This is a genomic window from Marinobacter sp., assembly GCF_014859525.1.
Classification (GTDB): Bacteria; Pseudomonadota; Gammaproteobacteria; order Pseudomonadales; family Oleiphilaceae; genus Marinobacter.
This window is the reverse complement of sequence record NZ_JACUUB010000021.1, coordinates 24,709-37,840: the sequence shown is the minus strand read 5'-3', so window position 1 is coordinate 37,840 and position 13,132 is coordinate 24,709. Positions and strand designations below refer to the sequence as shown.

At 57.5% G+C, this 13,132-nt stretch carries 10 protein-coding genes, 1 pseudogene and 1 riboswitch; of the genes and pseudogenes, 8 read left to right on the top strand and 3 right to left on the bottom strand.

Going from position 1 to position 13,132, the window contains the following annotated elements:
- Positions 1-329: pseudogene (locus IBX51_RS06885) on the bottom strand (lipid A biosynthesis acyltransferase); the annotation flags it as partial.
- Positions 330-431: 102 nt separating this feature from the next.
- Here IBX51_RS06885 and waaA point away from each other — a divergent pair.
- Positions 432-1,685, top strand: a complete 1,254-nt coding sequence (gene waaA / locus IBX51_RS06880; protein ID WP_291830090.1) for a lipid IV(A) 3-deoxy-D-manno-octulosonic acid transferase — start codon at positions 432-434, stop codon at positions 1,683-1,685.
- A gap of 46 nt (positions 1,686-1,731) precedes the next feature.
- On the opposite strand, the gene IBX51_RS06875 is transcribed toward waaA, so the two are convergent.
- On the bottom strand, positions 1,732-3,111 hold the full coding sequence (locus IBX51_RS06875; protein ID WP_291830088.1) for a TolC family outer membrane protein: 1,380 nt from the start codon (positions 3,109-3,111) through the stop codon (positions 1,732-1,734).
- Positions 3,112-3,296: 185 nt separating this feature from the next.
- Positions 3,297-3,409, top strand: a riboswitch (TPP riboswitch).
- 83 nt (positions 3,410-3,492) lie between these two features.
- Here IBX51_RS06875 and thiC point away from each other — a divergent pair.
- The 4 genes from thiC (at position 3,493) to cpdA (ending at position 7,950) form a co-directional block, all read left to right on the top strand.
- On the top strand, positions 3,493-5,370 hold the full coding sequence (gene thiC / locus IBX51_RS06870; RefSeq protein WP_291830086.1) for a phosphomethylpyrimidine synthase ThiC: 1,878 nt from the start codon (positions 3,493-3,495) through the stop codon (positions 5,368-5,370).
- 457 nt (positions 5,371-5,827) lie between these two features.
- Positions 5,828-6,448: an NUDIX domain-containing protein gene (locus tag IBX51_RS06865; protein WP_291830084.1), complete on the top strand. Its 621-nt coding sequence runs from the start codon at positions 5,828-5,830 to the stop codon at positions 6,446-6,448.
- On the top strand, positions 6,445-6,930 hold the full coding sequence (locus IBX51_RS06860) for a DUF1249 domain-containing protein (RefSeq protein ID WP_291830083.1): 486 nt from the start codon (positions 6,445-6,447) through the stop codon (positions 6,928-6,930). The genes IBX51_RS06865 and IBX51_RS06860 overlap by 4 nt, the downstream gene beginning before the upstream one ends.
- A gap of 213 nt (positions 6,931-7,143) precedes the next feature.
- Positions 7,144-7,950, top strand: a complete 807-nt coding sequence (cpdA, locus tag IBX51_RS06855) for a 3',5'-cyclic-AMP phosphodiesterase (RefSeq protein WP_291830081.1) — start codon at positions 7,144-7,146, stop codon at positions 7,948-7,950.
- Positions 7,951-8,031: 81 nt separating this feature from the next.
- On the opposite strand, the gene metE is transcribed toward cpdA, so the two are convergent.
- Entirely contained in the window at positions 8,032-10,302 is a 2,271-nt protein-coding gene (metE, locus tag IBX51_RS06850; protein WP_291830080.1) for a 5-methyltetrahydropteroyltriglutamate--homocysteine S-methyltransferase, read from the bottom strand.
- Between the two features lie 114 nt (positions 10,303-10,416).
- Between metE and IBX51_RS06845 the strand changes: the two genes are divergently transcribed.
- The 3 genes from IBX51_RS06845 to IBX51_RS06835 all read left to right on the top strand — a co-directional run bounded on the left by IBX51_RS06845 (position 10,417) and on the right by IBX51_RS06835 (position 13,129).
- The gene (locus IBX51_RS06845) at positions 10,417-11,307 is read left to right on the top strand and encodes a LysR family transcriptional regulator (RefSeq protein ID WP_291830078.1); all 891 of its coding nucleotides are present in this window, start codon (positions 10,417-10,419) and stop codon (positions 11,305-11,307) included.
- Positions 11,308-11,353: 46 nt separating this feature from the next.
- Positions 11,354-11,746: a glycine cleavage system protein GcvH gene (gene gcvH, locus IBX51_RS06840; protein WP_291830076.1), complete on the top strand. Its 393-nt coding sequence runs from the start codon at positions 11,354-11,356 to the stop codon at positions 11,744-11,746.
- Positions 11,747-11,932: 186 nt separating this feature from the next.
- On the top strand, positions 11,933-13,129 hold the full coding sequence (locus IBX51_RS06835) for a class I SAM-dependent rRNA methyltransferase (RefSeq protein WP_291830074.1): 1,197 nt from the start codon (positions 11,933-11,935) through the stop codon (positions 13,127-13,129).
- Positions 13,130-13,132: the final 3 nt, after the last annotated feature.

Here is a 13,132-nt window from a genome sequence, read left to right as displayed (position 1 = left end):
AGTTTTGCCGGGTCCCGGAACCAGGCGATACCGATCTCCATAAGGCCAATGCCATTGGCAATAAACGCATTGCGCACCAGTGCGGCCTGTTGCTGCGCGTTCAGTTCAGGAAAACACAGCTTTATGTTCACTTCGGTAATGTGCCGCCGGCTCTTGGCCAGCTTCCAGGCCAGCAAACCGATAACCTTGCCCAGCCACCACTGAACCCGGATGGGCAATTGTGCCACCAGCCACATCAGGGCGATCCCAAGCCAGGTTGGCCACCAGCGGGGATGGCGGTAAGCTGAGTAGTCGGTGTTTCTTGGAAGTTTGCGGTACTTCTTTTTCAAAATCGTGAATCCTGCATCGACAAACGTTTAACCCGGGGGCAAGATGCAACCCCTCGACAAATTTCGCTCTATGATAACGCACTGTTTTGCCGGGAGTCCTGCGTGTTCCAGTTTATCTATTCCCTGCTCATCCGCCTTGCCCTGCCGTTCATTTTGATTCGGCTGTGGTGGCAGGGCCGCAAGGCGCCAGGTTTAAGGCAAAACTGGCAGCACCGCCTTGGCATTGTTCCGCCGATCTCCGGGCCGGTTATCTGGGTACACGCCGTTTCTGTGGGCGAAACCATTGCGGCGGGCCCCCTGGTGCGCCGGTTGTTGGCCCGTAATCTTGGAGCCACTATTCTAATGACCGCGATGACCGACACCGGGCTGGCACAGGCGCGTAAGATGTTTGGTGACAGGGTAACCTATGCCTATGCTCCATACGATACGCCAGGCGCCATTCGCCGCTTTCTCGATCGCATCAATCCTCGCATTCTGGTCATTCTGGAAACGGAAATCTGGCCGAATATGATCCGCCAGTGTCGGCGGCGAAAAGTGCCGGTGTTTCTTATTAACGCGCGCTTGTCGGAACGCTCGGCACGAGGTTATGAGCGGGTGAAGGGGTTGGCTGGCCCGATCATGAGGAGCATCAGCTGGGTGGCTGCCCAGGCAGAGCGCGACGCCGAGCGATTTCGTCGCATCGGTGTGGCGGCCAGTCACGTTGAAGTCACCGGCAGCGTGAAGTTTGATGTGGATATTCCGGAAGACATACGGGCAGCTGCCGATGCCTTCCGGAGCGGGGTCGGGGCACGGCCGATCTGGATTGCGGGCAGCACTCATGCTGGTGAAGACGAGCAGTTGCTGCTGGCCCATAAGAGTGTACTGGATCACCACCCAGAGGCACTGTTGATCATTGTTCCCAGACATCCGGAGCGGTTTGATATGGTTGCGGCGCTGGCGGTGGAGCGCGGTTTTCAGGTGGCTCGCCGGTCTCAGGGCCAGGGTGTTCAGGGCGTCCAGGTCTATCTGGGCGATACCATGGGCGAGTTGATGATGCTGTACGGTGCCAGTGATATCGCTTTTGTTGGTGGGTCGTTGATTAAGCGCGGCGGGCATAACCCTTTGGAACCGGCGGCCTGGGGGATTCCGGTGTTTTCCGGGCCGCATGTATTTAATTTTGAAACCATCTACGAACGGCTGCTGGCGGATCAGGGGGTACAGTTGGTCGAAGGTGCGGACGACTTGGCGCGTGATGTAGGCCGATTATTTGCGGATAAAACCGAATGCATGGCTTACGGGGCGCGAGCGCTTGCGGTGGTCGACAAGAACCGGGGTGCTCTGGACAGGGTCGTTGAAGGCGTGATTGAAAGATTGTGATTCCGGGCGCCCGAGGGTGCCCGGAATCGTTTGAGCCGTTGCCGGCTTATTGCCTGGGGTCGTCCAGAGTGCGGCCTTCTTCGGCCATGGCTTCAATGCCGCGAGCGTTGGCGCTGAGCCAGTTGTTCAGATCGATCAGATCCTGCGGGCTCAGGGTGCCGGCGGCCTGCTTCAGTTGCAGGGTGTTGATCACGTAGTCGTAACGAGCGTTGGCGTAATCTCGCAGTGCCACGTAGTAAGCCCTCTCAGCATCCAGCACTTCCACAATGTTACGGGTGCCCACATCATAACCGGCACGAGTGGCGTCCAGCGCGCTGCGACGGGAAATGATGGTCTGCTCCAGGGCCGAGGCGGTTTCTACGTTGTTGTTCACGGTCAGGTACAGGCTGCGGGTGTTCACACGCACATCACGGCGAACCGTGTTCAGGTCTTGCTCTGCTGCCGTGACCAGTGAGCGCTGCTGGCGCACCCCAGCCTGAGTGCCGCCGCCCATGTAAAGCGGAACATTCAGCTGCAGGCCGATCACGCCTTGGGAGCCTTCGAACTGCTGGCGCTGACCCAGTGCCGTGCTTTCATTGCCATGAATGTCGGTCTCGCTATACGACGCGGTCAGGTCCAGCGTTGGCAAATGCCCGGATTTGGCCACTTTCAGGTTAGCCTCGCTGGAATTCAACTGATACAGGGCCGACTGGATCGACCAGTTCTGCTCCAGCGCAGTGTTCTCCCAGGCGGAGGGGTCCATGGGTTCGGGCCGGCCAAGGGGGAAATTCTCGCGCAGATTTTCCAGGTCGTCCGCGTATTCGCCGGTCAAGCGGGCCAGTTGCTCACGGGCGACGTTCAGCTGATTCTCGGCGGCAATGCGCTGGCTCTTGCTGTCGTCATAGCTGGCGCGGGCTTCATACACTTCGGTGATCGCAATCAGGCCTACATCAAACCGCTCCTGAGCCTGTTCGAACTGGCGTTGAATAGCCGCTTCGGTGGCCCGTGCGGTGGTCACGGTGTCCTGGGCGCGCAACACATTGAAGTAAGCAGAGGCGACATCCAGGATCAACTGTTGTTGGGCCAGGTTGTACTGGGCCTGGGCCGCGTCTGTCTGGAACTGACTGGCGTCGTACCGGAACCAGCTGTCGGCACGAAAGATGGGCTGAGTCAGCTGGACACCATAACTGAACGGGCGGTAGTTGTTGGAACTACCCTGTTTTGGATCGACATTGACGTGGCTACCTTCGGCGAACGCCCCGATCTGGGGTAGCAGCGAGCTTCTGCTGACATCGCTGGCGGCCTGCTGGGCCTGGAACTGAGCCAGGGCGGAGGCGATGCCGGAGTCGTAAGACAGGGCCTTCTCATAGGTTTCCATCAGATCCAGAGAAAAGGCAGGCTGTGCTGCGAACAGGGCGATCAACCCTGGAAGTAAACGTTTTTTCATTGTTTCTCCTGACATGCTATCTCCGGGCATCCTTGATCTGGACACAGGAATCGAAAAGCCAGCGAGCAGAGTAAAGTGCGCCCCGGCCGTCACCAAAAGGTAGTGGTCGGTCATTATGGACAATAATGCTCCCCACCTCTACACTTGAGAATGTCACTCATTTTATGAGCAGGACAATACAGTTTCGCGTCTTGACGGGGTGCTGATTCGCCAAAACCGGCGATCGGCTGAGATTGCATCGCAGAACCCGCGACCTGATCCGGATAATACCGGCGTAGGGATTAAGACCATACGACAGTGCCAGATAGCCCAAGATTGGTGATTTTGGCCCAGCTCCGTCATACGCGACCCGACACGATCAGACCATACCGGGAGCAGAACATGACGGACTTACCAGCCTACCTCAGCGACTCCGCGACAGTGGACTCCGCAGCAATCAAACCATTACCAAGCTCACGAAAAATTTACGTACAGGGTAGCCGGCCAGATCTGCGAGTGCCTATGCGGGAAATTACCGTGAGCGACACGCCAACCGAGCTGGGCGGCGAGAAAAATCCACCCGTTATGGTCTATGACACCTCCGGCCCCTACACAGATCCTGATGCCACCATCGACCTGCGTAAAGGTTTGAAACCGGTCCGGGCCGCCTGGATTGCTGAGCGCGGTGACGTTGAACAACTGGACGGTTACACCTCCGAATTTACCCGTCGGCGAATGAAAGACCCACAGCTGGACCCGCTTCGCTTTATGGACGAGCGCAAGCCTCTCAAAGCTAAGCCGGGTAAGAATGTCAGCCAGATGCATTATGCTCGTCAGGGTATCATCACCCCGGAAATGGAGTTCATCGCCATACGGGAAAACATGAAGCTGCAGGAAGCTCGTGACCAGGGCCTGTTGGACGATCAGCACCCCGGCCAATCTTTTGGTGCCAACCTGCCCAACGAGATCACGCCGGAGTTTGTTCGTGACGAGGTGGCCCGTGGCCGTGCCATCATCCCCGCCAACATCAACCACCCGGAAACCGAGCCGATGATCATTGGCCGTAACTTTCTGGTGAAGATCAACGGTAACATCGGCAACTCGGCGGTAAGCTCGTCCATTGAAGAGGAAGTGGAAAAACTCACCTGGGGCATTCGTTGGGGCTCAGACACCGTGATGGACTTGTCCACCGGCAAGAATATCCACGAAACCCGCGAGTGGATCATCCGCAACTCACCGGTCCCCATCGGCACTGTACCCATTTATCAGGCACTGGAAAAAGTGGGCGGCGTAGCCGAAGACCTGACCTGGGAAATCTTCCGGGATACGCTGATCGAACAGGCCGAGCAAGGCGTGGACTACTTCACCATCCATGCCGGTGTGCGTTTACACCACGTGCCAATGACCGCCAAGCGCACCACGGGCATTGTCTCTCGTGGCGGCTCTATCATGGCCAAATGGTGCCTGGCTCATCACAAAGAGAGTTTCCTGTACGAGCACTTTGAAGACATTTGCGAAATCATGAAAGCCTACGATGTCTCCTTCAGCCTCGGCGATGGCCTGCGTCCGGGTTCCATTGCCGATGCCAACGATGCGGCTCAGTTCGGTGAGCTGGAAACGTTGGGCGAGCTGACCAAAATCGCCTGGAAGCACGATGTCCAGTGCATGATCGAAGGCCCCGGCCATGTGCCCATGCACCTGATTAAAGAGAACATGGACAAGCAGCTGGAATGTTGTGACGAAGCGCCGTTCTACACTCTGGGGCCGCTGACCACCGATATTGCCCCTGGGTACGATCACATCACCTCCGGCATTGGTGCGGCGATGATCGGCTGGTTCGGTTGCGCCATGCTCTGCTATGTCACCCCGAAAGAGCACCTGGGCTTGCCCAACAAAGACGACGTTAAAACCGGCATCATCACCTACAAGATCGCCGCCCACGCCGCCGATCTGGCCAAAGGCCATCCCGGAGCCCAGGTCCGCGACAATGCGTTGTCCAAAGCCCGTTTCGAGTTCCGCTGGGAAGACCAGTTCAACCTCGCACTGGACCCGGACACGGCCCGCGCCTTCCACGATGAAACCTTGCCGAAGGATTCCGCCAAGGTGGCGCACTTCTGCTCTATGTGCGGCCCTAAGTTCTGCTCGATGAAGATCTCACAGGAAGTTCGTGATTATGCGGCGGAACAAGGCATCGACGAGGTATCGGCGATTGATGTTGGTATGCAGGAAAAATCAAGGGAATTTGTGACCTCTGGCTCCAAGCTTTACGACAAGGTCTGAGTTCTGAGTTCTGGGTCGCCTAGCCTTCTGGCTGGGTGCTCAGAGCCGGGGTGGGGGCCTTGTTCAGAAAACGACTCGAGACGTCCCTGTGCGTCTCGGGCTCCGCCATCCCTGGCTCCGCACGTTTCTGAACAAGGCCCCCACCCCAGCTCTCTTGGACGTTTGCAGTAATCGCTCCCTATACTGAGTTAGGCAATTCTTTGGCGCACTGCAAAAGGTTTCGGGCAGTCGTTGGGTATTGCTTTCCAAAACTGTGCGGAGCCAGGGATGGCGGAGCCCAAGCGTCACACGGACGTGCCGAAGGAGCGTGTTTTGGAAAGCAATACCCAACGACTGCCATGCACCAAGCCGAGAAGGCTGGGGCCAGAACCAAACCATTACACCAACCGTAAGACACTTGCACCCAAGCAACCCCTGGGGCTATCGTTCCAAATCGAACACCAACTCGGAAAATCGAATGCCGAAACCGTTTCAGTTCAACGCCAGCAACGTCACCATCGAAAAACGCGAAACCGTCTTCCAGGGCTTCTTTCGCATGGACAAGCTCTGGCTGACCCATCCGCGCTTCGATGGCCGCGACATGCCTACCTTCACCCGCGAACTCTTCATCCGCGGCGACGCCACCTGCGTGCTCCCCTACGACCCGGAACGGGATGAAGTCGTGCTGCTGGAGCAGTTTCGCCTCGGTGCTCTGGGCCGTAACCAGTCGCCCTGGTTACTGGAACTCGTGGCCGGTATGAACGAAGAAGGCGAGAGCCCGGAAGAGGTGGCTCAGCGTGAGGGCCAGGAAGAGGCCGGGCTGAGTTTTAGCCGCCTCCATAAAATCTGTGATTACCTGGTATCGCCGGGTGGCACCACCGAGATGATCCACGTTTACTGTGGCCAGGTTAGCACCGCAAATGCCGGTGGCGTATTCGGGGTGGAGCACGAGCACGAAGATATCTTGTCTCACGTCGTCAGTGTCGACGAGTGTATCGCCATGATTGCCGACGGCCGCATCAACAACGCCGCCGGCATCATCGCCATTCAGTGGCTGCAATTGAACCGGGACAGGTTGCGCCGGGAGTGGCGGGCATGACCGAGTGGGTAAAGCGGCCAAAGCGGTATGTGCCGGATTTGCGCCAGTTGGGTGCTTTGTGTGATGGCAACTACCAGCGCTTGAGGAAACTGCGTCAGCTGGAAGCTGACGGCAAACCCGTGTGCGAGTTTGAGCTGCATCGTGAAAACCAATATCTGGGCCGGGTTCGGATTGAAGTGCTGCAAACGGCTAAGTTCACGGAAACCCTGTTGCTGGAACAGGTTCATAACAGTGGCCGCTGGCTCAACAACCCTCAAATGACCGTAAGGGTTTACCACGACGCCTTGATGGCGGAGGTGATCAGTTGCTACCGGCAGCGCCAGATTGCGCCGGTGAACGATTACCCGAACCGTTTCATGCATCATCCTGATGAGAAGGTTCAGGTTAACGGTTTTCTGGCTGACTGGCTGGATTACTGCCAGCGCTTTGGTCACCTGCCAATGGAGCACGCAGCCTGGTCTGCCGGCGAGGGCTGCAAGTAAGCTTCCGCAAACTATGGGAACCGCGCCGCAGTTCGCTGAAAGTCTGACTTGCCCCTCGCTTCCCCTGTGCCATAGTTGTCAAATACCGCAAAATATTTGTGGTAGCGGGCCAGAATGTGACCTGCCTACCATTTAAATCTGATAAAACGGAACGCAGCCATCGTACACTTGTTTGTAATATCAACTGGTTGCAACTAAGACAACAGGCCCTGAATGACCGTCAATCAAACTGCCCGCCCTCTGAAGGTATTGCAGCTGACCGATCCACATCTGATGGCATCGGCCGATGGCGCTTTGCTTGGCGTCAACACCCGTGACAGCCTCGCAGCGGTAATCGATGAGGTTCTTCGCAAGCATGGCCAGCCAGATTTGATTCTGGCGACCGGTGATCTCGCCCAAGACGCGTCATCTGAGGCCTATCGGTATTTTGGCGGGCAGTTGAAAGCGTTTAACTGTCCTTCTCTCTGGATTGCCGGCAATCATGACGACTCCGATTTGTTGGCATCCGTCGCGGCTGAGTTTCAGGCGGAGCAAAAACAGGTCGTGAAGGGTGGCTGGCATTTTGTCATGCTGGACTCTTCCGTACATGGCAAGGTGTTTGGTGAGCTTTCGCAGGCTGAGCTTTCCTTTCTGGATAATGCGCTTTCGCGGCATCCGGAATTACCCACCATGGTGTGCCTGCACCACCATCCGGTAGACATCGGCTCCGACTGGATGGAAAAAATAGGTCTGAGAAACCGCGATGCCTTCTGGCAAGTGGTCGACAAATACCCGCAAGTCAAAATCGCACTCTGGGGCCATATTCATCAGGATCTGCAGCAGCATCGTAATGGTGTGCAACTGCTCGCCACACCCTCCACCTGCATCCAGTTTGCCACCGGATCGAGTGACTTCGCGGTAGAGCCTTTAGCTCCCGGTTATCGCTGGTTTGAACTGGGCTCCTCCGGCAATTTCACCACAGAAGTCTTCAGGGCGAGCCGGTTCGAGTTTGATCTGGATGAGAACAGCACGGGTTACTGATGGTTCCGTCTGCCCCTGCAGGCTTCAACCGTTGCGCGTATCGGCGGGTTGAGGGCCTGCAGGGGTCAATCTTTTATTGGCTCAGCCCCGCAGAGCCTGCGCCGCAGCCACCATGGTTTGCAGTGCTGGTGTCACTTCCTCCCATTTCCGCGTTTTCAGGCCACAGTCCGGATTTACCCAAAGGCGTTCCGGCGGGATGCGTTCTGCAGCCAGTTTCATCAGGTTGATGATGTGATCCTGATCAGGAATGTTGGGGGAGTGGATATCATACACGCCCGGTCCGATGTCGTTCGGGTACTCGAAGTTCCTGAAGGCATCCAGCAACTCCATGTCTGAGCGCGAGGTCTCGATGGTGATCACGTCGGCATCCATGCGGGCGATGGCCTCGATGATGTCGTTGAACTCCGAATAGCACATGTGGGTATGAATCTGCGTGTGGTCCGCCACGCCATTGGCGGCAACACGGAAGCTGTTGATGGCCCAGTCCAGATAAGCTTCCCAGTCTGACTGGCGCAGGGGCAAGCCTTCGCGCAGGGCGGCCTCGTCTATCTGAATGATGTTTACGCCCGCTTTCTCCAGGTCCTGCACTTCGTCGCGAATGGCCAGGGCCAGTTGCAGGCAGGAATCCTTGCGGGGCTGGTCGTCGCGCACGAAAGACCAGTTCAGAATCGTGACCGGCCCGGTCAGCATGCCCTTGACCGGTTTTTCGGTCAGCGATTGCGCGTAAACCGTCCAGTCCACCGTCATGGCTTTCGGCCGGCGGATATCACCGAACAGAATCGGCGGTTTCACGCACCGGGAGCCGTAAGACTGAACCCAGCCGAAGCGGGTAAACGCGTAGCCGTCCAGCTGTTCGCCAAAGTATTCCACCATGTCGTTGCGTTCCGGTTCGCCGTGCACCAGCACGTCCAGCCCCAGCTTTTCCTGCTCCCGAATGCAGTGGGCGATTTCGGCTTGCATTTTCTCGGTGTACGCGGGTCCGGTGAGTTCGCCTTTGCGATACTGCAGTCGTGCCTGGCGGATTTCCGGCGTTTGCGGGAAGGAGCCGATGGTCGTGGTCGGGAATGCGGGCAATTTCAGGGCCTGTTGCTGCAGAGCGATGCGTTGGGGGTAAGGACTTTGGCGCTTGCCCTGTTCTGCAGTGATGCCTGCGACCGCTTTACGAACTTCTGGATTAACCACCCGGGTTGAACGCTGCCGGCTTTCAATGGATTGCTGATTGGCAGCCAGTGGGCCTTGCACCGCCTGACGACCCTCGTTCAGGGCGCGGGCTAATACCTGTAATTCATCCAGTTTCTGTACGGCAAAGGCCAGCCAATCGCGGATGTCCCCGTCCAGATCTTGTTCTGGGGTCAGATCAACCGGTACATGCAGCAGCGAGCATGAAGGAGCCAGCCACAGGCGTTCTCCGAGTTTGTGATGAACAGGCTCAAGCCAATCCAGAGCCTTGGCCAGATCGGCTTTCCAGATATTGCGCCCACTGATTACGCCTAAAGACAGCACTTTGTGGCTGGGCAGCCAGTCGACAATGCGATTGACCTCGTCTGGCGCGCTGATGGCATCCAGGTGGACCCCTGCAACGGGCAGTTCGCACGCCAGTTGCAGGTTGCCCCGAAGCTCGCCGAAGTAAGTGGTCAGCAGCAATTTTGGCCGGCTGCTCTTGAGTTGGTGATAGGCCAGGTTGAAGGCATAGCGCCAGTTGGCGTCCAGATCGGTAACCAGGGCGGGTTCATCAATCTGTACCCAGTCGGCACCGGCATCCGCCAGAGCTTCCAGCAGTTGGGCGTACACTGGCAGCAGGCGCTCCAGCAGATCCAGGCGGTTGCTGCCATCGGAGCTCTTGCCCAGCCACAGGTAAGTGACCGGGCCGATAATCACCGGTTTAACCGACACGCCCTGTTCCCGGGCTTCGGCCAGCTGGCCAAGAAGGCGTTCCGGATTCAGTTCAAAACGGGTATCGGCGGTAAATTCGGGCACGATGTAGTGGTAGTTGGTATCAAACCACTTGGTCATCTCGCCGGCAGCGGTGGCGCAGCAGGGGCTGTCGTTGGCGCCTCGGCCCCGGGCTGCACGAAAGTAGTCGTCCAGGGCCGAGCCATCTTTGTTGGCGACCCGCCCAGGCAGGTTGCCGACCGTGACCGACATATCCAGTACCTGGTCATACAGGGAAAAGTCGCCCACCGGCACAAAATCCAGCTTGGCTTGTTGCTGCCAGTGGCGGCGGCGCAGATCGGCGGCTGTGATGGCCAGTTGATGCTCGTTTTGTCGGCCGGCCCAGTAATCTTCCAGTGCAAATTTCAGTTCCCGTTGGCCGCCAATGCGGGGGAAACCAAGGTTGTGTGTGTTCACCATGAGTCTGTCCTTCGGTGTTGTCAGCGTGAATCGTTGGACAAGGTTAGGCGGGTAATCGAATGAATAAAAATGGTATTATCTCAACGAACCATGAACATAATTCACGGGTAAGTCATGATTGAGCGAAGTCATCTTGAGATCTTCCGGGCGGTCGAGCGCCAGGGTTCCCTAACGGCGGCGGCAGAGCAGCTGCACCTGACTCAGTCAGCGCTGAGCCATGCCATTCGGAAGCTGGAGCAGCAGCTGGGTACGCCGGTGTGGCTGAGAGAAGGGCGGCAGTTGCGATTTACCCAGGCAGGGGATCAGTTGCTCAATCTGGCCAATCGCTTGTTACCACAATTCGAGCATGCAGAAATGCTGATCGGCCAGGTGGCCAAAGGCCAGCGCGGCAGGCTGCGGGTGGGGATGGAGTGCCATCCGTGTTATCAGTGGTTGCTGAAAGTGGTGGGTCCTTACTTGCAGCAGTGGCCGGATGTAGACGTAGATGTAAAGCAGGAATTCCAGTTTGGCGGTATGGGAGCGCTGTTTGGTCATGACATTGATCTGCTGGTTACGCCAGACCCGCTGCACCGCCCCGGCGTGCGTTTTGAACCGGTGTTTGACTATGAACAGGTGTTGGTGGTGGCAGAAGCCCATGCTCTGGCGGGCGAGCCCTGGGTGGAACCCGGGCAGCTGGAAAAAGAAACCCTGATTACTTATCCAGTGGCGCCGGAGCGACTGGACATTTTCACGCGTTTCTTCTTGCCCGCTCATTCGGCTCCGGCGCGTCACAAGACCATTGAGACCACAGACATCATGCTGCAGATGGTGGCTGCCGGGCGCGGCGTGTCGGCATTGCCTCGCTGGCTGGTGGATGAGTATGCGCAAAAAATGCCGATCAAGGCGCTGCAACTGGGCCGGGAGGGCATGCCCAAACAGATTTTTCTGGGCTTTCGGGAGCGGGATGCCGAGGTGGATTATCTGAGCGCATTCATGACGCTGGCTCGTAGCATTCGCTGGAATTAGTCGGTTCGGTTAAACTGCGCAAAAGTATCAACAGGACACACAGAACATGAGCAATATTCCGGCAGATTTGAAGTATCTCGAGACTCATCAGTGGGTGCGGGTAGATGCCGATGGCACGGCCACGGTAGGTATTACCGACTTTGCCCAGGAGCAGTTGGGTGATGTGGTTTATATCGGGGTGCCGGAAGTGGGTGCGACGGTGAATGGCGGTGAGGAGGCCGGTGTGGCGGAGTCGGTCAAGTCGGCGTCGGATGTGTTCAGTCCGGTGACCGGTGAGGTTCTCGAGGTGAATGAGAAGCTGGAGGACGAGCCGGAGATTGTGAACGAAGATCCTTATGGTGATGGCTGGATGTTCAAAATTAAGCTGGCGGATAAAGGCGAGCTTGATGGCCTGATGGATGCGGCAGCCTATGGTGAGCATGTGGCAGCGGAAGAGTAAGATCCGCTCCTGGCGCAAGCGTGCTTCCGGGGACAGGCCTCCCGAAACACGCTCCTTCGGCACATCCATGTGGCGCTTGGGCTACGCCATCCATGGCTTCGCACAGTTTCGAGAGGCCTGTCTCCGGAAGCACGCCCAAGCAATGGCGCGGTCCTCTATTTAACCGAACTCTCAGGTAACTATTCGATGGATTTTCCCGTTCTCTACCTGCGCAAAGGCGCAGAACGCCGTCTCCGTGCCGGCCACTTGTGGGTTTACAGCAATGAGGTGGACACCCACCGCAGCCCGCTGCAAGCGTTTGAGCCCGGCGCGCAAGTTCAGGTGCGTGCTTCGAACGACAAGCCAATGGGCGTGGCGTTTGTGAATCCCCATGCGTTGATTTGCGGCCGGCTGATCAGCCGGGATGCGGACCATGGCATGACGCCGAAGCGGCTGACGGACCGGATGGAGTCGGCGCTGAGCCTGAGGGAACGGTTGTTTGCCAAGCCTTTTTACCGTTGGGTGTTCGGCGATAGTGACGGGCTCTCTGGCCTGGTGGTGGACCGGTTTGATGATGTGGTGGTGGTGCAGATTTCTACCGCGGGTATGGAGCAAATGAAAGAGGCCATCGTGCGTGCCGTTCAGCGGTTGGCCCATGCCCGGGTTATCGTGCTGAAGAATGACGGCAAGATGCGCAAGGTTGAAGGGCTGGACACCTATGTGGAGTTTGCCCACGGGCCGGAAGCAGACACGGTGTTGGTGGAGGAGAACGGTGCCCGTTTTGAGGTGCCGCTGGCCGGTGGTCAGAAGACCGGTTGGTTCTATGATCATCGTATGAACCGGCAACGCCTGCAGGCCTATGCGCCCGGCAAAAAGGTGCTGGATGTGTTCAGTTACGTGGGCGGTTGGGGTATTCAGGCTGCTTGTGCCGGAGCATCTCAGGTGACCTGTGTCGATGCTTCCTCTTCGGCGGTGGATGCGGTCCATCACAACGCCAAACTGAACGGGCTGGAGAATGTAGACACCCTTGAAGGCGATGCTTTTGATGCCCTGAAAGCGTTGGCGGATGAGAAAGAGAAGTTCGATATTGTTGTGTTGGACCCGCCGGCACTGATTCCGCGCAGGCGCGATCAGAAGGCGGGGGAGCAGGCCTATGCCCGGTTAAACCAATTGGGGCTAAGGCTGCTTGAGCGAGACGGTTTGCTGGTGTCCGCCTCTTGCTCTATGCATTTGTCCCAGGAAAAGCTGATCGATATTATTCGCGGCAGCGGCCGCAAGATTGACCGCTTTGTGCAACTGCTGGAGCAGGGCCACCAGGCACCGGATCATCCGATTGTGCCGGGGATTCCGGAGACCGATTACATAAAATCCTGCTTTGTGCGCTCGTTGACTGGATTTTTGTGATTG

Bases quoted from the DNA above. Each gene is read 5' to 3' on its own strand.
- IBX51_RS06875 (WP_291830088.1), bottom strand. From the start codon at position 3,111: ATGAAAAAACGTTTACTTCCAGGGTTGATCGCCCTGTTCGCAGCACAG.
- thiC (WP_291830086.1), top strand. From the start codon at position 3,493: ATGACGGACTTACCAGCCTACCTCAGCGACTCCGCGACAGTGGACTCC.
- IBX51_RS06865 (WP_291830084.1), top strand. From the start codon at position 5,828: ATGCCGAAACCGTTTCAGTTCAACGCCAGCAACGTCACCATCGAAAAA.
- IBX51_RS06860 (WP_291830083.1), top strand. From the start codon at position 6,445: ATGACCGAGTGGGTAAAGCGGCCAAAGCGGTATGTGCCGGATTTGCGC.
- cpdA (WP_291830081.1), top strand. From the start codon at position 7,144: ATGACCGTCAATCAAACTGCCCGCCCTCTGAAGGTATTGCAGCTGACC.
- metE (WP_291830080.1), bottom strand. From the start codon at position 10,302: ATGGTGAACACACACAACCTTGGTTTCCCCCGCATTGGCGGCCAACGG.
- IBX51_RS06845 (WP_291830078.1), top strand. From the start codon at position 10,417: ATGATTGAGCGAAGTCATCTTGAGATCTTCCGGGCGGTCGAGCGCCAG.
- gcvH (WP_291830076.1), top strand. From the start codon at position 11,354: ATGAGCAATATTCCGGCAGATTTGAAGTATCTCGAGACTCATCAGTGG.
- IBX51_RS06835 (WP_291830074.1), top strand. From the start codon at position 11,933: ATGGATTTTCCCGTTCTCTACCTGCGCAAAGGCGCAGAACGCCGTCTC.